General features: G+C 24.7%; 18 protein-coding genes and 1 riboswitch. All 18 genes read right to left on the bottom strand.

Annotation, left to right across the window (positions count from 1 at the left end):
* Positions 1–67: 67 nt before the first annotated feature.
* The 18 genes from AWT65_RS04875 to murI all read right to left on the bottom strand — a co-directional run bounded on the left by AWT65_RS04875 (position 68) and on the right by murI (position 22,031).
* Complete coding sequence (locus AWT65_RS04875) at positions 68–1,213, bottom strand: cation:proton antiporter domain-containing protein (protein WP_066729924.1); 1,146 nt, start codon at positions 1,211–1,213, stop codon at positions 68–70.
* 37 nt (positions 1,214–1,250) lie between these two features.
* Positions 1,251–1,324, bottom strand: a riboswitch (Fluoride riboswitch).
* 24 nt (positions 1,325–1,348) lie between these two features.
* Positions 1,349–2,149 (bottom strand): HAD family hydrolase, encoded by an 801-nt coding sequence (locus tag AWT65_RS04870; RefSeq protein WP_066729923.1) that lies wholly within the window; start codon positions 2,147–2,149, stop codon positions 1,349–1,351.
* Positions 2,139–3,563, bottom strand: coding sequence for an MFS transporter (locus AWT65_RS04865; RefSeq protein ID WP_198142954.1), 1,425 nt, complete (start codon positions 3,561–3,563; stop codon positions 2,139–2,141). Before AWT65_RS04865 ends, AWT65_RS04870 begins: the two co-directional genes overlap by 11 nt.
* A gap of 4 nt (positions 3,564–3,567) precedes the next feature.
* On the bottom strand, positions 3,568–4,377 hold the full coding sequence (locus tag AWT65_RS04860; RefSeq protein ID WP_066729921.1) for an SDR family oxidoreductase: 810 nt from the start codon (positions 4,375–4,377) through the stop codon (positions 3,568–3,570).
* Positions 4,377–5,429, bottom strand: a complete 1,053-nt coding sequence (gene uxuA / locus AWT65_RS04855) for a mannonate dehydratase (RefSeq protein WP_066729920.1) — start codon at positions 5,427–5,429, stop codon at positions 4,377–4,379. Before uxuA ends, AWT65_RS04860 begins: the two co-directional genes overlap by 1 nt.
* A complete protein-coding gene (uxaC, locus tag AWT65_RS04850) occupies positions 5,426–6,814 on the bottom strand; it encodes a glucuronate isomerase (RefSeq protein WP_066729919.1) in 1,389 nt (462 codons plus the stop codon). The genes uxuA and uxaC overlap by 4 nt, the downstream gene beginning before the upstream one ends.
* Before the next feature lie 163 nt (positions 6,815–6,977).
* Entirely contained in the window at positions 6,978–9,662 is a 2,685-nt protein-coding gene (locus tag AWT65_RS04845; RefSeq protein ID WP_066729918.1) for a UvrD-helicase domain-containing protein, read from the bottom strand.
* Positions 9,652–11,952: a ligand-binding sensor domain-containing protein gene (locus AWT65_RS04840; RefSeq protein ID WP_066729917.1), complete on the bottom strand. Its 2,301-nt coding sequence runs from the start codon at positions 11,950–11,952 to the stop codon at positions 9,652–9,654. The genes AWT65_RS04845 and AWT65_RS04840 overlap by 11 nt, the downstream gene beginning before the upstream one ends.
* Before the next feature lie 10 nt (positions 11,953–11,962).
* The gene (locus AWT65_RS04835; protein WP_083497833.1) at positions 11,963–16,240 is read right to left on the bottom strand and encodes a PolC-type DNA polymerase III; all 4,278 of its coding nucleotides are present in this window, start codon (positions 16,238–16,240) and stop codon (positions 11,963–11,965) included.
* Complete coding sequence (locus tag AWT65_RS04830) at positions 16,228–16,896, bottom strand: deoxynucleoside kinase (protein WP_066729916.1); 669 nt, start codon at positions 16,894–16,896, stop codon at positions 16,228–16,230. The genes AWT65_RS04835 and AWT65_RS04830 overlap by 13 nt, the downstream gene beginning before the upstream one ends.
* A 38-nt stretch (positions 16,897–16,934) precedes the next feature.
* On the bottom strand, positions 16,935–18,182 hold the full coding sequence (locus AWT65_RS04825; protein ID WP_066729915.1) for an adenylosuccinate synthase: 1,248 nt from the start codon (positions 18,180–18,182) through the stop codon (positions 16,935–16,937).
* A gap of 1 nt (position 18,183) precedes the next feature.
* Positions 18,184–18,426, bottom strand: coding sequence for a KH domain-containing protein (locus AWT65_RS04820; protein WP_066729914.1), 243 nt, complete (start codon positions 18,424–18,426; stop codon positions 18,184–18,186).
* Complete coding sequence (locus AWT65_RS04815; RefSeq protein WP_066729913.1) at positions 18,426–18,668, bottom strand: DUF4911 domain-containing protein; 243 nt, start codon at positions 18,666–18,668, stop codon at positions 18,426–18,428. Before AWT65_RS04815 ends, AWT65_RS04820 begins: the two co-directional genes overlap by 1 nt.
* Positions 18,655–19,425, bottom strand: coding sequence for a 16S rRNA (adenine(1518)-N(6)/adenine(1519)-N(6))-dimethyltransferase RsmA (gene rsmA, locus AWT65_RS04810; protein WP_066729912.1), 771 nt, complete (start codon positions 19,423–19,425; stop codon positions 18,655–18,657). The genes AWT65_RS04815 and rsmA overlap by 14 nt, the downstream gene beginning before the upstream one ends.
* Entirely contained in the window at positions 19,418–19,972 is a 555-nt protein-coding gene (gene hpt, locus AWT65_RS04805) for a hypoxanthine phosphoribosyltransferase (RefSeq protein WP_066729911.1), read from the bottom strand. The genes rsmA and hpt overlap by 8 nt, the downstream gene beginning before the upstream one ends.
* A 61-nt stretch (positions 19,973–20,033) precedes the next feature.
* Positions 20,034–20,729 (bottom strand): TMEM164-related integral membrane acyltransferase, encoded by a 696-nt coding sequence (locus AWT65_RS04800; RefSeq protein WP_066729909.1) that lies wholly within the window; start codon positions 20,727–20,729, stop codon positions 20,034–20,036.
* An 11-nt stretch (positions 20,730–20,740) separates the two neighbouring features.
* Positions 20,741–21,328 (bottom strand): Holliday junction branch migration protein RuvA, encoded by a 588-nt coding sequence (gene ruvA, locus AWT65_RS04795; RefSeq protein WP_066729907.1) that lies wholly within the window; start codon positions 21,326–21,328, stop codon positions 20,741–20,743.
* Positions 21,294–22,031, bottom strand: coding sequence for a glutamate racemase (gene murI, locus AWT65_RS04790; protein ID WP_066729905.1), 738 nt, complete (start codon positions 22,029–22,031; stop codon positions 21,294–21,296). Before murI ends, ruvA begins: the two co-directional genes overlap by 35 nt.

The raw sequence follows: 22,031 nt of genomic DNA, 5'->3' as shown, positions 1-22,031 counted from the left end.
CTATATCACAAAATATATTGCAAGTCAATTAAAATTGACACAGTATATTGTGAAAAAACATACATAATCAAAGTAATAATTTTTTACTTTTATCTATTAAATATGCTCCTATAGGTGCTGTTGTAAGTATTGCAACAACTGATACAAAAAGTATAATAACTCCACAGTCAAGTCCTGACATTAAAGGTATAGAGCCTATAGCCGCTTGAACTGTTGCCTTAGGTATGTAAGAGAAAACACAAAAGATTTTTTCTTTAATATTCAATTTTGTTCCACTAAGACTTAGCATAACTCCCAATGCACGGAAAATTTGAATTACAAAAATCAATAAAATAACTTTAAATAAATTAATATTAGTTAAATTAACATGCAAGCTTACACCTACCAATACAAAAAGTATTATTTCAAATATCTTCCACAAATTTTCATAATTTTTTTTCATTTGTTCACATAAAACACTATCCTTTTTATTAATATATACTCCCAATGTCATAATAGATAATAGTGGAGCTATAGGGAAGAATTTAGGTAAAATTAAAATTAAAAAACTTAGCGAAAGCAAAAGTATTAATTTTGCTTCTTTAGATAATTTAATATATTTCATAAGTTTTAACAAAAGATAGGCTAGCACTAAACCGACAACTATTCCTACTATAATATTTACTGGTATTAAAACGAATGATAAAATATTCATTTTTTTTGAAATTTCTAAAGATAAAAATGTAGAAAAGAAAACTATTACATAAACATCATCTACAGAAGAACCAGCTAGGATCATTTCAGGTATACCCTTTTTTGTACCTATATTTTTTTCAATTAAATCTATCATTCTTGGTGCAACTACAGCTGGTGAAACAGCAGCTAACACTGAACCAAGAAGAGCTGAATCTAAGACACTAAGCCCTAGAAAATATGGTGCAAATATTGTACATGCTAAAAGCTCAATACTTGCTGGAACAAAACTCATTAAAATTGCACTTTTCCCAACTTTTTTTAAATTATCTAAATTAAGTGCTAATCCTGCCCTAGTTAAAATGATAATTAATGCAATTTGTCTTAAATCACCTGAGATACTTATTAATTTTTTATCCATAAAAGGACTGATAATAATACCCGCTATAATCCAACCAACTAAACTTGGCATTTTAATTTTTTTCAATATGCTCCCCGCAATTAAACCTACAAGCAAAATTAATGCTATACTTTGTAACATATTACCTCCATTTCCAAAAAAAAACTTCTATACTAAAAATAGTATAGAAGTCATCAGCATTTTGCAGTTTTGATATATTTATCAAGGAAGAACTTCATTTCCTTTTTTATATTCTACAATATTTATTTATTTTTGTCAATTTTTGTTATTCAAATCTTCTATTATTCTTTCATACCTTTTTATATATTCTTTATCATCATATCTATCATTTAGAAATATATAAAGAATTTTTTCACCAAAAATTTTCCAACTTTCTTCTTCTTGACCTACAATTATAGGATAAAATTTACAATCATTATTTTTTGCTACCTCAATATCACAGGGTGAATCACCTAACATTATTATATTTTTTGCTTTATAACCTTGCTTAATTAGACTAGAAAGACACTTTTGTTTTGTACCTTTTTCTTGTCCCATAACTATATCCACATATTTCAATAAGTCAAATTTAGTCCATTCGTATTCTATTGCATTTTTATTTGCAGAAGATACTATTGCAATGTCACAATATTTTTTTATTTTTTTTATTACTTCACCTACATTAAAAAAAGGTTTCACTTCATCTTTTAGAGTTTCTATCCTAGCATTTACACTCTCACTCCAGATAAGAGCTCTTTCTAACTCTTTATTTTTATTTTTCTCTAGTTCTTTTTTTAAAGAATTATTTGATAATTCTTTTGTATTAGAAAGCCATTTTTCAACTTCAGTCAATCTCATATTCATTTCTTCAAAAACTAAGCATAAGCCTTTAAACCTATTCACGCCTCTTGTCTTTGAATAAAGATTTATTTTGCTCCATAATTTAAAAAACTTTTCTTTTTCTTCTACTTTCCATACTTCTGCTGCAATAGGACCAAAACAATGTTTGTGCTTATAATCCATAGTATCCATAGCACAACCATCTGAATCTATGCAAACAATTTTTCTATTTTGCACTTTTTTCCTCTCTACGACTTTCCAATATTCTTGTATTTTCTTTGACTTGTTTAACACCTAATGGGTATATAAAGAATAAGATTAATCCACATATTACACAACCTAAACCACCTACTAAAGTAAATACAGAATATATACCTCTTTCAACAGAAGCAGTTTGTAATATTGCACCTGAATTATATCCTATATAACTTAATGCAAATCCTGTCATACCACCTGCTAGAGCATGTCCTAATTTTCTTGAGAATGAATAAACTGCATATACTGTCCCATCTTCTCTACAACCTGTTCTAACTTCTTGGTCATCAATTATATCAGTTATAAATGCCCAAACAATAATATTAAAGTATGAAATTCCAATTGTGCAAAGAACAAAGCATATAAAGAATGTCCAAACATTGGTTAATTTAACTACATATAGTATTAAATATATTATCCCTGAAATTAATAAACCTATAGCTCCTGAATTCTTTTTACCTATTTTTTGAACTATTATACCTGCAATTGGAGATATTATAAATGTTAATATTGCACCTACCATTCCAGAGTATGCTAAAACTTCTTTACTCTTGAAATAGTCAATGTATAAATAAGCAGATAATGCATTTCCCAACATAGTAGTTAATAGATAAATAATTGAGAAAATTAAAAACACTTGTAATGATTTATTAATTTTTAAGCCCCTAGCTATTTTCTTTATTTCAGTTATTATACTCTTCTTTTCACTATTTTTAGCTTCAGAAACTGAAATTTCAACTCTTTCTATAGAGAATTTATAGCAAAGCATATAAAATATGAAGGCTAAAATTGCAAATACTGCAGCTATCATTGTGAATTTTTGAGGTGAAATAATATTTTCTGCCTTACCATTAATAATTTTTTCAACAAATATAACTTTAGGAACTGCATATGCAATTAATAATGTTGCAATTTGAGACCCTACTGTTCTATATATTGACAATGATGCTCTATCAACTGTATCAGTTGAAATAACAGAAGCCATTGAACCATATGGAATATTAATTGCTGTATAGCAAATACTTCCCCATAGTATATAAGTTACAAATATGTATGCAATTTTTACTGGCATTGAAAAGTCTTTTACAACATACACAAAAAGTAAAAATGCTGCAAGACATACAAAAGGTGCTACATATTTAATCCAAAATCTAAATTTACCTTCTTTTTTAGGAGAAATAACATCAACTATTCTTCCCATACCTATATCTGTAAATGCATCAACTACTCTTGCAATCAAGAATAATATACCTACAACTGCACCTGATACCCCAAGTACCTTTGTATAAAATACCATAAGGTACATCATTACAAACATAAATGACAAATCATTTGCAAGATCCCCTGACATATATGCTAATTTATCTATTAAACCAAATTTTCTATTTACTTTCACAACATTAAACCCCCGAATATGCACTAAATCCACCATCAATAGGTATTATTATACCTGTTACAAAACTTGCTTTTTCATTATCAACTAAAAATTCTATAGCTCCTAGCATTTCTTCAGGTTCACCAAATCTGTCCATAGGTGTATTTCTTAATATTTTACCTGTTCTTGCTGTTGGACTACCATCTTCATTAAATAATAAAGCCTTATTTTGATTAGTTACTAAAAAACCTGGTGCTATTGCATTACATCTTACACCAATTTTTGCCAAGTGTACTGCTAACCATTGTGTAAAATTATTAACACTTGCTTTTGCTCCTGAATAAGCTACGATTTTTGTTAATGGTGTATATGCATTCATACTTGAAATATTAACTATGCTACAACCTTTTTTCATATCTTTCGCTATTACTTGTGTAGGTATTATTGTACCTAAAATATTTAAATCAAATACAAATTCTATACCTTTTGGATCTATATCAAAAAAGCTTGTTCCTTTTGCCTTTATATCATATATTTCTTGATCAGCCGTAGCACGGGGTGAATTTCCTCCTGCACCATTAATTAAAATATCAACTGCTCCTAAATCCCTTTTTATATTTTCATAAACTTCTTCAACATTTTTCTTATCTAAAACATCGCATTTATATGCTTTAACCTTTAGACCTTCATTAGTAAATTTTTTTTCTAATTCTAAACCTTTTTCATAATTAAGATCTAGCATTGCAACTTTTGCTCCTTTTTTGGCAAAAAACTTTGTTATTATTGAACAAATTACACCTGCTGCACCTGTAATTACTACTACCTTGTCTTTCATTATTCATCTACCTTTCCATATATTTTTTCACACATTTCCCATAAACCATTTATATATGCAACTCCTAAAGCTCTGTCATATAGTCCATAGCCTGGTTTCCCTTTTTCTCCCCATATCATTCTGCCATGGTCAGGTCTGAAATATCCTTTATACCCAAATTTATGATATTCCTTTACTATATCTGCAAAATCCAAACTTCCTTCTTTACTAAGATGTCCAGATTCTTCAAAACTACCATCTTCTAATATTTTAATATTTCTCAAGTGAGCAAAATGTATTCTTCCTTCAGGACCAAATTCTCTTACCATTGAAATATAATCATTTCTTGGATCACAACCAAGTGAACCTGCACACATTGTCAAACCATGATGTTTATCATTGTATATATCAAGGAATCTTCTAAGATTATCTCTATTTGTTATTATTCTTGGAATACCAAAAATAGAATAAGGAGGATCATCAGGATGTATAGCCATATAAACATCATTTTCTATAGCTACTGGTATTATTTCCTTTAAGAAATATTCAAGATTTTTCCAAAGTCCTTCTTCACCTAATTCCTTATATTCTTCTATTAATTTTGCCATTTCTTCAACTGAATATGATGAATCCCAACCTGGTAATGCTAATTTCGTAGGATCTAATTTCTTTATTTGATCCTTATAGAATACCAAACAAGTTGAACCATCTTCTCTGACATGGTCTAATTCACTTCTTGTCCAATCGAATACAGGCATGAAGTTATAGCAAATAACCTTTACACCTGCTTTGGCACATCTTCTTATATTTTCTTTATAATTTTCAATATATCTTAAATAATCTCTCTTACCTAACTTAATATCTTCATGAACTGGAATACTTTCTACTACCTTAAATTCTAAGCCTACTTTATTAGCTTCTTCTTTAAGATGTAATATATCTTCCATAGGCCACACTTCACCAACCTTAACACTATATACAGCTGTAACAACTGTATTAACATTAGGAATATGTCTAATGTATTCAACTGGTATTGTATCTTCAGTTCCGTACCATCTAAAACCTATTTTCATTTTGACTCCTTCTTAAAGTATTCTTTTGCATTATTGAAACAAATATTTTGAATTAATTCTTTTAACATTTCTTCGTCATTTGGAATTTCATTATTTTCAACTAAAGTACCTATGAAATTACATAAAATTCTTCTGAAATAATCATGTCTTATATATGATAGAAAACTTCTTGAATCAGTTAACATACCTACAAATTTTGATAATAAACCTTGATTTGAAAGTGTTTTCATTTGTTTTAACATTCCACATTTAGTATCATTGAACCACCATGCAGCACCAAATTGCATTTTTCCATTATTAATTTGGAAATTAGCTACTGTTGTTGCAACTAAATCATTGTACACAGGATTCAAATTATATATTATCATTTTTGGTAAACTATCATTTTCAACCATCATATTCAAAAGTCCATTTAATTTTTCAGCAACTTTTGTATCGTCTGCGATAGAATCAAAGCCTGCATCATGCCCTAATTCCTTGAAATACTTCTTATTTGTATCTCTTATTGCTCCGAAATGTATTTGCATAGTCCATGAATATTTCTTATATTCTTTTGCCAAATCAACTAATAATTTTGTTAAATATTTATTTACTTCTACTTCACTTAATTCTTCTTTATTAAGTGCTTTTTTAAATATATTTTCTATTTCAGAAAGACTAGCTTTTTCAAATGGCATATATGTTAAACCATGATCACAAATATATCCACCATTTTCATCAAAATATTTTATTCTTTCTCTTAAAGCTTTTATTAAATCACTATATGATTTAATTTCAAAACCAACTATGTTTTTTATTTCTTTTATAAAGTTATAGAATTTTTCTGTACCTATAGATAAAGCTTCATCTGGTCTAAATCCTGGAACTACCTTAGTTTTAAAATTAGTTTTTTTCAATTCTTTATGATAATATAGATCAGCTAATGGACTGTCTGTAGTACAAATTGTGTCAACATTTGACATATTTATCAAATCTTGTGGTCTATATTTTTTACTATTGACTTTATTCCAAATAGCTTCTGCATTTTTACTACTTAAAATTTCATCTATATCAAAATATTTTTTTAATTCCAAAGCATTCCAATGATACAAAGGATTTGTTATACAATTATCCAATGTTTTTGCCCAATTATAGAATTTTTCATAATCTGTTGAATCTCCAGTTATATACTTTTCATCAATACCACTTGCTCTCATTGCACGCCATTTATAATGGTCACCTTCCAACCAAAGTTTTGCTATATTTTCAAATTCCTTATTTTTAAATATATCTTCAGCTGTTAAATGGCAATGATAATCATATATTTTCATATCCTTTGCATATGAGAAATATAATTTTTTTGCTGTTTCATTTTGTAACATGAAATTTTTCATTTCTAATTTCATTGCAACCTCCCCTTTCGTTTTGTCTTCGTTGTCATACACTATAAAGTGTATCTCAAAAACTATTAAAGTCAATAGTTAAATTTGTTTTTTGTCTATGTTGTCTTTTAAAAATATATTCTTACATATACAAAAAAAGCACCTTTATGGTGCTAAAGTTTATTTTTTAAATTGGTAATATTTCATATGAAATTTCATAATTTTCAAATTCTGGTAACTCTTTTACAATTCTTACATAATTTTCAATTTGCTTTATGTATTTTTCATCTGTTTTTGCATCATGCTTTGTTTTATAGTCATAAATAATAATTTTCTTACCTTCAATATCTATATTCATTCTATCTATTCTATATTTTTTTTGTGTTTTTTCATCTATAATTTCATATTCTTGTTTAACAACAAATTTAGATGAAAAAATTTGTGGATTATTTTTTATATATTTTACACAAGAATTATAGATATTATTTGAAATTTTTGGACCAACTAAATTTGCATATTTTCTTAAAAACATCGAATAGGCATATTCAATATCATCAGCAGTTTTAATATTTTCCATAAAATAATGTAATGCTAAACCTTTTTTTCTACTTAATTCTTTTTCTAAACTTGTTTCATCAAAATTTTCAATTTCTATTTCTTCATCACAGATACTAAAGTATTCTTCATTAGTAAATTCAGTAACTAACTCTTCTTCCTCTTCTTTTTTTTCAATATTATTAATAATTTCGCCATTTTCAAATTCAGAAAGTATTTGATCCATTTTTTCGCTTTCAAAAATAATGAACAAATTATTTTTTGCTCTAGTTAAAGCTACATATAGAAGATTCAAATTTTCTAATTTTTCTTTTTCCATAAATATATCAATATATTTTTTAAATTTACTCAAAGATAAATAAGACTTTTTCTTCAATAAAATTATATCATCTTCCAATTCTACCTTGACATATTTTGCAAAAGGTTCATTTTTTATTTGTAAAGGAAGATAAATAGTATCATATTCTAAACCTTTTGACTTATGTATTGTTAATAAACTAACGCAATTTTCTATACTAGCATTTTCTTTTAATATATTTTTTGCTTTTTCATTAAAATAGTCAACAAAATCTTGTAAATTGTAGTACATATCTACTAAATCTAGAAATTTATTTATATTTAACTTATCGTCATTTGTTGCATTTATACCATAACCAAATAATTTTAAATATGTTTTCTTAAAATTGCCCTTACATTTTTTTAATTTTAAAATTTCATCTATTTTTTCACCTTTAATAACGGCACTAATTTGTTCTAAAGTATATGTAGCAAGATCAGAACGCAAAAATTCTAATAAGCTATACATATTTTCATTAATCAAATAGTCAATTAATTTTAATAAAGCCTTTATTTTAACATCATTTGCTAACTTTAAACTTTGTATTGATTCAAATTTTATATTATTAATTTCTAATTCTTTTTTATATTTATCTAATACATCATTTTTTCTTGCTAATATAGCTGTACTCTTAGTTAAATTATTTTCAACAATACTATTAATTACAAAATTATTATCCTTTTCATAAGAAATAGCCTTTACATAACCACCATCTTTTATACAATTTACATTATTATATTTAAAATCATTTAAATTTGAAAAAAGTTGATTTATATAATTTATAATATTTTTTTTACTTCTATAACAAGTATTAAGTTCTAATTTTTTTATAGAAATATCAGGTATTGCTTCTTTTAATATTTTTTCAATATTTCTAAATAAACTTACATCTCCCCCTCTAAATCCATAAATTGCTTGCTTATCATCACCTACTATAAATAATTTTTTGCATTTTTTTATTAATTTTAAAATTATATTAAATTGTATTCTATCTGTGTCTTGAAATTCATCTATCATTATTATATCAATATTCGGAAATACTTCACTAGGATCAATTTCATATTTATTTGTATAAAAATTAATATCACTATAAGTAAATTTATTATCCTTAAATTTTAATTTTTCATCTATTTCATAACAAATTTTAGCTAATTTTTTATATGCAATATTATATGGAATTATCACTTCATTAACATAAATATTTGCAAGCTCTTCTTTGATTGATAAAAAATATTCATTAATTTCATCCTTACTCTTAACTAATTTAATCACCTTTGCAAAGTCTTCAAGATCTGTAATTTTATTTGCTTTAATAAAGCTACTACCCATTTTTGTTAAACTTTTTTTATCTTTTAGGGCTTCGCAAATTTCATTTTTTATATCGCTGAAATTTCTTGTTTTTTCTTTTTTTAAATTTTCAAAATTATCTAAATATCTATATACACTAGCCCTATCATTTAAAATATTTGAAATTATACTATTATATTTATCAATTTCTTTTGATGAAGAATCTAAATCATAAAAATCTTTAAAAATTTTAAAATATTTTTTATCAGATAAAAGTTCTAAGATAACTTTATTTATATATTTATCTGTATTATTTTCTATTATTTCATAATTATATATATTCTTTCTTGGTGCTAATGCTTTCATAAAAATTTTATTTATAAAGCTATCAATAGTAAAAATCTTAATATTTTCAGAATTTTTTATCATATCTTCATAGGCTAATCTTAAATTTTCTTCATTAACATCTACTTTCATACTAGAAATTATATCAATATATCCCTCTTTTTTTTCTAATATTTTTTCTAAAAAAACAATTATTCTTTCCTTTATTTCAGAAGTAGCTTTTTTGGTAAATGTTATTACAAGTATATTTTCAAAATTAACTCCATTATTTAATGCACTCAAATATTTTATTGCCATTGTATAAGTTTTACCAGTCCCAGCACTAGCACTTATTATTTCACAATTCATAGTCTGAACCTCTCAAAATATTATTTAAATCATAATTTATTTTTTTATTTGTATCAGGATTTATATATCTGCAAGAAATTAATTCTTTTATTCTATTGTCTAACTCTTCTTTTGTTAGATTTTCAATTTCTTCTTCATAATCATTTGAAAAAGGATAATAAAAATATGTTTTATTTATTTTTATACCCTTTAATTCACTAAATAGACGATAAGCTATTAATTGATATTTCAGTATAGTAGATATTTTAAACTTCTTAGCCCCTGTTTTTATATCTATAATTTCATTATCAGCAAAAATATCTTCTCTTAAGTTAATATTTAAATTTTTATATTTATAGTTCATTTCAACTTCAGATGTTATTAATTCATATTTCTGTTTTTCAAAAAATCTTTTTATATTTACTAAAATATCAGTAAAAAGTAAAATATTATAGCTTTTATAATAGTCTTTTAAAATATATGACCGATAATTTTCTAAAACCTCATCTTTAATTTTTTCTAAATTTTTAAATTCATTTTGTTCTATAGCTCTTTGAAAAATATTATGTACTATATTCCCAATTATATTGGCTCCAATAGATTTTTCATCAGTACTAAAATTAGTATAATGATTTCTTTTTAAAATAAGGTTAAAATATAGTTCTATATCTGAAAGCATAAATTCTGCAAAATTATATCCATTAATATTAATATTTTGAAATTCATTTTCTAGCTTTATACCATCTCTTTTAGTCAAAAATATCCCATTTTCTTTTACCTTTTTAGGTTTAAATGCCTTATCAAAAAAATTTATTTTCTCAAAAGGTGTATATTCAATATTTTCAACTTTTAACTCCATTTTATATATAAAATCCTTAAATATTGAAAAAATATCAATATCATTTTCTACATTTTTTATATAAAATAAGTCAGTTTTATCCGCTTCATAAATAGAGCGAATATATGGATAATATTCTATATATTTATAATCCAAATTAATTTTTAAACCAAGTTTTTTCTTTTGTATAGTAGATAAGATAAAATTTTTCTCTTTTTTTAATAAATCTTCCTGTATATTTAAAATAATTAAATGTTTTTTTTCTACATCATAAAAATTATTACTTATTTCATATTTTGCCTCTGGTATTTTAATGGTAAAAGGTTTATCTTGCAAATATTTTATAAGTAATTTAAGTTCATCTCTCTCATCTCTTAGTATATCAAAATTTTCAAATTCTTTTATAATTTGTACTTCACTTAATGCTTCAACAAAAATTGCTGCTTCATCTTTATATTTTTTTATCAAATTTGTGTAAATATCTTCCAAATTATATTCTAATAGCCTTGTAACTAAGGGAGTATTAATATATTTAAGTGATACTTCCATTCCTTTTCTTATTTCTAATTTTTCGTCTTCACTAATTTCAAAAAAACTCTTAAAATTTTCATTTTGAACAGCCTTATATATAGGATAAATTAATTTAGGTTCTTTTAAAATTTCATAGTATAAGCTTAATATACTAAAAATTTTTGAAGAATTAAATTTTGTATTTTTTTTATAATTAAAAATTTGTTCATTTATTTGTTTATATTGTTTCTTATCCTTAGAAATATCTAGTATTTTCACATTTTCCTTATTTTTTTCAATGTCTTTCAAATATTGAGTAAAATAAATTAAAAAACTTGTTTTATCTTTAAAACTTTTAGCACGAACATTTTTTAATTTTTTATAACTTATATTTTTCAGTATATTATTCTCTTCGTCATAATCTGCTTTATTACTATATAAGCAAAAAGTTATTGGTATATTCAAAGAATTCAATAAGTCTTTTTCCTGCTTAGAAATAGAAAAAACATTAACAATCTTAATTTTTTTTAATGTTTTCAAATATTTTTTATTAAGAATATTATTATAATACTTTAAATATCTTGGATAATATGACTTAGATTTTTTCATTTTTTCATCTATAGAGAATATAGCCTCAATATAGTTTTTTTGCCAATCATAGCAAATATCTAAAATTTCTTGTTTTGATATTTTTTGAGCTTCTAAGTCTGAAATCAAACCATAATAATTATATGCAATATCAATACAATCAAAATATTCATTTATACCAAATATTTTTTTTTCTTCATCAGATAAAATATTGTAGAAAAATATTACTTCTTTTTCTTCCTTAAGAATAATTTTATCTGTTAAAAAACATCTATCCAAAAAATCATAAAATTCTTGTTTATTATATATTATTTTTTCATCTTCCTGTGCAACAACTAACTTTTCATCAATATCAAAATATTCATACTCTATCATATTTCACCTCTTAAAATAATGTTTGTTGATCTGTTGCAGATAAATTAGAAATTATTTTAAAATTTCTTAGTGTTTCCATTACACTATTATTCAAGCCTGCTCTTTTCATCAAATCCTCTTGTGAACTAAATGGTCTAATCAATCTTGCCTTAACTATATTATTCGCTGCTATTTCTCCCAATTGATCAATTGCGACAAAAGGAATCAATATTTTTCCATTATCTATAATAAAAGTTTTAGCTTCAGATTTTTCAATATCAACTTTTGCTAGCTCTATTCCCCTATAATGCATTTCAATTAGAATTTCTAGCAAAGCCATTTCTGCCTTTTCATTTACATTTTTACTAGCTAATATTTCCAACTCAGCAAGTCTTTGTTTTAATTTATCAATTGGTTTAAACATTTTACTAAAGGTAAATGATGAAAGCTTTCTATTTAAATAAGCTGTATAAAATTCTAAAGGATAATATACCTTAAAATATGCAATTCTTATCGCCATCATTACATAGGCTACTGCATGTCCTTTTGGAAACATATATTTAATTTTTTCACAAGATTCTATATACCATTCCTTAGCTCCTGCCTTTTTCATTTCTTCCTTATATATTTCCCATTGTTCTTTATTCTTTGAAGGTTTTCCTCTTCTAACAAATTCCATTATTTTAAATGCTAAACTTTTATCCATACCTTGTAAAATCAAATAATTCATTATGTCATCTCTAACAGTAATTACTTCATTTAGGGTTGCTACATTTGCATTTATATAATCTTTTGCATTATTTAACCAAACATCTGTTCCATGTGACAAACCAGATATACGAACTAATTCCGTAAAAGTAGTTGGCTTTGTATCCTTAAGCATTTCTTTAACAAAATTAGTACCAAATTCAGGTATACCATTTGTTCCAAGTTCTGTTCCAATTTGTTGAGGTGTAACACCTAAAGCCTTTGTTGAAGTAAATAGGCTTAAAACTTTTTCATCAGTTAATGGTATTGTATAAGGACTTAAACCTGTTAAATCTTCTAAAATTTTCAAAGTTGTAGGATCATCATGACCTAATATATCTAATTTTACTAATTGGGCATCCATAACATGATAATCAAAATGTGTTGTCGTTGAATCAGATGTTAAATCATTTGCTGGTTTTTGTATTGGAGTAAAATCAAATACCGACATATCATTAGGAATAACTACCATTCCTCCTGGATGTTGTCCAGTTGTTTTTCTTGTACCTTCAATTAATTTTGCTAATCTAATAATTTCTGCACTATTTTTATTTAATTCATTTTTTAATAAGTTTTCTCTAAAATGTTCCTGTGTTGGATCTTTATCAAAAACACCAAATTGTTTTATAGATTCTTTCTTTAAAAAGTCTTTCAAATTTTCTTCAAAATATTTTTTTACATAACCTATTGCATTATTCTTTGCTGTTGTAGAAATTGTTCCAGCTCTAAATACAAATTTCTTTCCAAAAATTTCTTCAGTATATTTATGTATTTCACTTTGATATTCACTTGAAAAATTCAAGTCTATATCTGGAACTTTTTCTCCATTAAATCCCATAAATACTTCAAAAGGTATAGCATGACCATCCCTTATATATTTAGTATTACATTTTGGGCAATATTTTTCAGGTAAGTCAACTCCAGATTTTTCTAAATCAAAAATTTCTATATTTTTACATTCTTTATTAGGACATCTATAATGTGGCGATAAACCATTAACTTCTGTAATACCCATTAAATATGCAACTATAGATGAACCTACAGATCCTCTTGAACCAACTAAATATCCATTATCTACAGATTTTTTAACTAATTTTTGTGCTATTAAATATAGGACAGCAAAACCATTATTAATTATTGAATTTAATTCTTTTTCTATTCTCTTTTTTATTAAATCTGGTATATTTTCACCATATAACTCATGAGCTTTGTCATATGTAAGTTTTTTTACCATTTCTCTATCACCATCAATTTTTGGAGGATAGAAACCACTAGGAATAGGTTGTATTCTTTCTATACTATCTGAAATTAAATTTGTATTCTTAACAACTACTTCATAACTTTCTTCTTCACCCAAATATTTGAATTCTTCTAGCATTTGTCCTGTAGTTCTAAAATATGCATTAGAATTATATTTTGCTGATCTATAATCTGCATTAGCAACTTGTAAAACTGATTTTGACTTATATTCATAATCATGCAAATACATTACATTTCCTACTGCAACAACAAGTTTATTTAATTTTTTTGCCACTTGATAAAAGTATTTATTCATTTCTTCTATACTATTAAGATCTGTAACTTCGCCTTCTCCAATTTCTTTTTCATAGCAATTTCTTGGTAATAATTGAATATAGTCATAAAATTTCATTTTTTCTTCTAATTCTTTTTTAGATAAGCCTCTAAAATAGAAATCTATTAATTCCCCTGATTCATTAAAACCATAACTAGGCGAAGGAGAAATGAAAAAATACTCCCTATATTTTTCAATTAAACTTTTAGGTATTCTTGGCTTAGAATTACCATAATAATCCAAGAATGATTTACTTACTAATTCATAAAGAATTTTTAAGCCCTTTTTATTTTTTATAAGTATTGTTGTCTTATTTAAAGGAGCTATTTTAAGATCTATTTTTAATTTTTCATTTATATCCTCATGTGTTTTTACATCTTTAGAAAGAATTAATTTCATTAAACAATTAAATATTTTTGCAGTTACTTCAGCATCGTTAATTGCCCTATGATGATGTTCATTAATAAGACCAAATCTTTTACATAAAGCATCTAAATTAAATTTCTTTTGATCTGGTATAACAAGTCTTGCCCACTGTATTGTATCAATATATGAAAAATTTCTTTCAATTCCTAATTGTCTACTTTTTTCAGTTAAAAATCCTATATCAAATTTTGCATTTTGAGCTACCAAAGTTGCTGACCCAATGAATTCAAAAAATTCTGGTAAAATTTCATCAATTTTTTTTGCATTTTCTACATCTTCATTAGTTATACTTGTCAAATTTGTTGTAAATTCTGAAATAGGTATTTCTGGATTAATAAAAACTGAAAAAGTATCAATAACATCATTATTTTTTACTTTTACTGCTCCTATTTCTATTATTTTATCATTATATGGTGATAATCCTGTTGTTTCAATATCAAACACAACATAGGTTTCATCTTTAATAAGAGTATTCTCTTTGGCATTAATAACTAAATTTGCAGTATCATCAACTATAAAAGCATCTATTCCAAAAATAACCTTCATATCTTCATCGCTATTATTATATAAAAATGGAAAAGCATGTACCACACCCAAATCTGCTACTGCATACGACTTATATCCTATTTTTTTCAAAAATCCTGACAAGGCTTTTGGATTTATATTAGAATACATTTCACTCATATTAGTTTTTAAATTAAGTTCCACTCTTTTTATTGGAGCATCATCAACAATTTCATGATTTGCAACGCCTATTTTACTTATGCTTTTTGTATCAATATAGAATTCTTTTGTATATATCTCGTCTTTTTTATATATTCCCCTAACCTTAACTAAATCTCCTATAGAAATATCAACATTTTCTTTTGCATCGTAAAATTTTCTACAGCACACTGATTTTTTATAATCTGTAAGATAAAAAGTAAATATTTTCTTTTCTAAACCTGTCTTTGTCTTTATTTCTTTTACAGCTACTTCAAAAATTTCTCCAGTTATTTCCATAAATTTTCCTAATTCTAAATCTACAATAACTATTTCTTTTACTTCTTTATTTTCATTTTTAACAGGTATATTATCTGCATTTATAAGCCCAAATTTTAATGAAAATTTTGTATCTGGGAAAATTTTATTCAATCTTTTTAATATTTCCATGGAAATTTTTGAATTATTACACTCTTTAACCTGTAATTCTGAGGGTAATTTAATTGTTATTTCAGTATTATTTATATGTACTTCATAATTTAATAGTAAAGTAAGTAAACCTTTTCTTTCAAAAATTAATTGTACTATTAAATAATTCAATATATTATATAAATTACTTTTATTTTCAAAATTTATATCATAGATTAATTTATATGAATTTGTAAATTCACTTAAATAATTAGTGATAAGTTTATTTAATTTTTTAAAATCATCTATTTCTTTTGCATCAAGAACTCTAATTTTTATTAATAATTCTCTGAGCTTCGCAGGTATTATTCTAACATTTTCAATACTTATACTTTTAATTTCAAAACTATTTTCAATACCTTCATAAGGCTTTATATCTTTTATTTTTTGCATAGTCCTAATTTCTCATCTATTAAATTAAATATATATTCTCTATCTTTTTCATTTTCAACAAAATCAATTTCATCAACATTAATTTTTAGTAAGTCCGATAAGTTATAATTTTCAAAATATTCTCTATAATTTTTATCTAAATTTTCCCAATATTCTCTTGGAACAATTTGTTCATAATCTCTTCCTCTTTTTTTTATTTTTTTTATTGCATTATCAACACTTGTTTCCAAATATATCATTAATTTAGGCTTTTCTATATGTTCTAGCATGTTATATAACAATTCTTCATAAAGTTTAAATTCTTCTTCTGTCATTAAGCCATCATGAACTAGCATTCTACTAAATATTACATCCCCATATATAGATCTATCTAAAACACAGGCTGGTAATTTTGAAGCATCTTTAATAATTTTAAATCTTTTATTCAAGAAAAAAACTTGTAAAGGAAAACTCCATCTTTTTCTATCATGATAATATTTATCTAATATAGGATTATCAGTTACAGGTTCTTCATAAAGTTTTATATTATATCTTTTAGAAATTAACTCACTTAATGTACTTTTTCCTACTCCAACTACTCCATCAACACAAATTATTCCTTCCATAGTACCTCCCTTTATTATTACTTTATTAAAAAATTCTTTATAATATGACATAATTTCTCCTAAAAAAAAGCCCTTTTACGAGGCTTTTATTATTTTCTTATAGTTTGATCTGATTTTTCTCCTACTGATATTGAAGTTATTTTAGTTTCCAAATAACCTTCAATATATTCAACAAATCTCTTGCAATTATATGGTAAATCTTCATAATCTTTAATTTCAGTTATATCTTCATCCCAACCTTCAAATTCTTTATATAATATATTAATTCCTTTGCTATCGTCATAGTTTATTGGATATACTTGATATATTCTTTCATTAATTTCATAACCTATAGCTACCTTTATTTTTTTTAGACCTGATAAGACATCTAATTTTGTAAGGCATAATTCTGTAATTCCATTTATTATACAAGCATATCTTAATATTACCAAATCTAACCAACCACATCTTCTTGCTACTCCGGTTTTGCTTACATATTCATTTCCCTTATTTCTTAAAAAATTTCCATCTTGTCCTACAATTTCTGTTGGGAAAATTCCTTGATCTACCCTAGTGCTATACGCTTTAAAAACACCTATAATATTATTAATATACTTAGGTGGTATTCCAGCCCCTGCACATACACCTGCAACAGTTGTTAAATTAGGCGAAACATTTGGATAAGTTCCAAATGTTGTATCTAGCATTATTGATTCAGAAGATTCAAATAATATTTTTTTGCCTTCTAAAATAGCCTTATTTATTTCTGAAGTAGAATCTATTATTATATTCTTTATACTCTTAGCATATTCTTCATATTTTGGATAAATATATTCAAAATTAAGAATATCATCTGTTATTTCATTAGATATATCTTTTTTTTCTTTTAAATTATTCATTAATTTAGTTGAGAAAGTTTCTAAATTAAGTAAATCAGATACTCTTATTCCTTTTTTTAAAATTTTATCCATATAACAATAGGCTATATTATCTGAAGTTTTATTTTTTCCTACTTTATTATGATATGGCATAATTAATTGAGCCCTACCATCTATAAAAATATTAGTAATACTCTTTTCTTCATTTTCTAGTACACTTATTTCATCAAAGAAAGTATCTAAATTTACTGAAACTCCTGCACCAAGAATACATTTTCCTTTTGTGTTTAATATTCCTAAAGGTAACATATCCAAAGTATATTTTTTTTCATTTAAATATACTGTATGTCCTGCATTATTTCCACCTTGATATCTAACAACATAGTCTGCATCTTTTGCTAATTCAGAAATAATATTACCTTTTCCTTCATCTCCCCATTGTAAGCCTAAAATTACAAAAGTGTTGAATTTTTCTTTCATTTTAAATACCTTTAACAATAATTTTTATATTCTTTTTATCTATTTTTGATATTGAATTAATTAAATTTCTTATTGAAGTAATTATATTACCATTTTTTCCAATTACTTTACCTATACAATCTTCTTCAACATCTACAAAAATAGTAATATTTTTACCATTTTCTTCACTTGTTATATTATATTTTTCTTTATCATTAACTAATTCGTCAACCCAAAATGAAACTATGTTCAAATATTTATTCATTATATTACACCTTGCCATTCTTCTTTTGATACTATTTTTATATTAATATTAAATTTTTTCTTTATTTTTTCTAACATTTCATCAAGGTCATCTAAAAAATATGAAATTGTTAATATCTTTATTAAGCCTCTTTTTTTATCAATAGTTCTTACATTTCCTATACCCTCATATGCTTCTGTAATTTTATTAATAATATCAATATTTTCTCTACCAACTTCTAGTATATACTCATATTCTTCCATAATTTAGCTCCTTAATTAATTGTATAAATTCTTCAATGCTTAATTCCTCTGCTCTTTTATTAATATCTATATACTTTGCTAATTCTTCCCTATTAGCTATAGACTTTAGATTATTATATAGGGTTTTTCTCTTATTAGAAAAGGCTAATTTTACAAAATTAAAATATACTTTTTCATCAATTAATTTTTCATATTTATTATCTTTTCTAATCTTTAACTTTATAAATGCAGAATCTACCTTGGGTATAGGTTGAAATTTTTCTTTTTTAACAGTAAATAAATATTCAGTTTCACAATAAAAATTGACAAAATGCGTAAATACACTGATATCTTTATCTGTACATAGACGAATACCAACCTCTTTTTGTACCATCAAATAAATTTCATCTATTTTTTCTCTATTATCAAGTAATTTTTGGATAATTGGACTGGTAATATAGTAAGGAATGTTAGCAACTACTTTAACATTTGTATCTTCAATATTTGCTGTCATAAAATCTGTATTATGTAAAATAAAATTTGGATATTTCAAATATTTATTTTTTAGATTACTAATTAAATCTTCATCTATTTCATATGCTATTAATTTTTTCGAATTTTTAACTAACATCTCAGTTAAAAAGCCCCTACCAGGTCCTATTTCTATTACCTTACTTTCATCCTTATTTATATTAATTAATTGCTCAATTTTATTTAAAATTTCCTCATCATCCAAAAAATTCTGCCCATATTTTTTTTTGGCTATAATTTTACTCATCTTTATTCACATCTAGCACACATATATATGGTATATTTCTATATTCTTGCATATAATCAAGTCCATAACCTGATACAAATTCATCTGGAATATCAAAACCTATATATTGTACATCTACATCTGTTTGTCTTCTTTCTTCTTTATTTAACAAAGTACAAAGTATAACTTTTTTAGGTTCTCTTTTTCCTATCATTTTTAATATTTTTTTCAATGTTAAACCAGAATCTATTATGTCTTCAACTACAAGAACATTCTTACCTCTTACACTATGTTCTAAGTCTTTAATTATCTTAATTTCTCTTGAAGTTTCAAAATCATTTCCATAACTTGATACTTCCATAAAATCCATAGTTAAGGGCAAGTGTATTTCTCTAACCAAATCAGACATAAATACAACAGAACCTTTAAGTATTCCAACTACAACAAAAGGTGCATCATCATTAATATAATCTTTTGTAATTTCAGCACCTAATTCTTTAACTCTTTTACTAATTTCTTCTTTAGATATTAAAGTTTTTACTATATGTTCTTCCCAATTTCTTGACATTTTTTCCCTCGTTTCTCATATGTTTTTGTACATTATAGCACAAAAGAATAAAAAAAAATAGTTATTTTATACTGTATTCATTTGGTTCATCATTATCAACATACATAAATGGAAGATAGGTCATTATCATTGACAACATGAATAAAATTGTAAATAGTACAAAATATAGACTAAGTGGTTTAATAAAATTAACTGCACTTATAATATAATCACTGACATACATATAATTAGTTCCAAAGTGTGCATTTACAACCTTTGCAACAAAAGTGAAAAATAAATAACCTATTAACGAAGTATATAAACCTTTTTTTGTTACTCTTGCATTCAAATGATAAAAAGCATAAATTACAGACATAATCTCTAAAATATGTGTACCAATAAAAACATATACATAAGCTTTTGTGTAATATGGATTTATATTTGGCAATAATATAGCTAATATAGCTCCTGTAAAATAAAAATACACAAAATTAAATAATATATTTTTTCTAGTTATAAAATAAATCCCTGCAAATATTAAAGAAATATTACATAAATTTAGTGGAAAAGTTGTATACCATAATTCATGTTCAAATTTTATTCTATAATAAATATCAAATATTTTTGCAAAAATAAAAAAATATCCTATTATTGTTGTATAAATACCCTTTTCAAAATTCTTTTTAAATACCGGTATAATTATCAAAATAAGTGAAATGATAAACCAAAATACTAGTGCATGAATATGTATAGGTTCAAAATATTTAAATGAGTACATTTTTTCCTCCTTTATTTTTTAGCTAATTTCTTTAATACTAATTTCATCAATATTGCACTATCCTTATAATTCATTATTTCTTCATCCGATAAATAATCTTCAAGTTTAATTTTATTATAACCTAAAGATTCTAAAGCAAGTTTTAATTCATTTTTAATAAGTAAGATATTAAAATCTTGTGTTTCTGAAATTTCAATATCTTCTACCTTATCATTTAATTCAATAATAAGTTTTTGTGCTTTTTTTAATCCTAACCCATTAACTTTTGAGAGCATTTTAGCATCATTAATCTTAACTATATTAATTATTTCATTAGGTGAATACACCGATAATATTGCAAGAGCTATTTTTGGTCCAATTCCACTTACGGAAATAACTAATTTAAAAATTTTTCTTTCTTCTATTGTTTTAAAACCATATAATTTTATTAAATCTTCTTTCACATACATATATGTATATAATTTTTCTTTTTCATTAATAGCAACTAAATTTTCATAAGTTTTAAAAGGAATATAACAAAGATATGCCAAACCATTTATATCAATACAAGCATATTCTAAATTCTTAACAGTTAATTTCCCACTTATGTAATCGTACATCCAAATCCTCCCTTTTTAATATTTTATAGACTTTTCTCTTAAATTTTTCCAAATCTTTTGAACAATATAAAACTATATTCCCATCTTCATGTGTAAGTTTTATTTTTTTAACTAACTCTAAGGCAGGATCTATTAAATTTGCCTTTGGAAATATTTCTTTAAATTCAGGAATTAATAATGGAAAATGCGTACACCCCAAAATAATATTTATGGGCATTATATCTTTAAAATAATTTTGTATTACTAATTTTGCTTTTTCTTCTTCCATATTTTCTGCACATTGTACTAATAAAGGTGCTTCTATATTATTTATTATTCTATCCTTTAAAATATCATTATATACTTTTGATTTAATTGTAGCACTTGTTGCAATTAATGTAATATTCTTAATATCTTTTTTTAAGATATAATCACAAACAGGTGTTATAATACCATGAATTTCTAATTTATAATTTTTTTTCAAATAATCAAGTGTAAGTGCTGTTGCTGTATTACAAGCTATTAAAATTTCAGTCACTCCTTCTGATATAAAGAAATCAACTATTTTATCTGCATAATTAATAAGTTCTTCTTTATTTTTTGTACCATAAGGAAAATGTTCAGTATCAGCAAAATACACCATTTTTTTATTTGGATACATTTTCAAAACATATTTTAATACACTCAAGCCACCAAGACCTGAATCAAAAATTCCTATTGCCAT

The organism is Sneathia sanguinegens, from assembly GCF_001517935.1.
In the GTDB taxonomy this organism is placed as follows: domain Bacteria; phylum Fusobacteriota; class Fusobacteriia; order Fusobacteriales; family Leptotrichiaceae; genus Sneathia; species Sneathia sanguinegens.
Note: the sequence above shows the minus strand (reverse complement) of the source record. Positions and strands in the feature narration are given on the sequence as shown.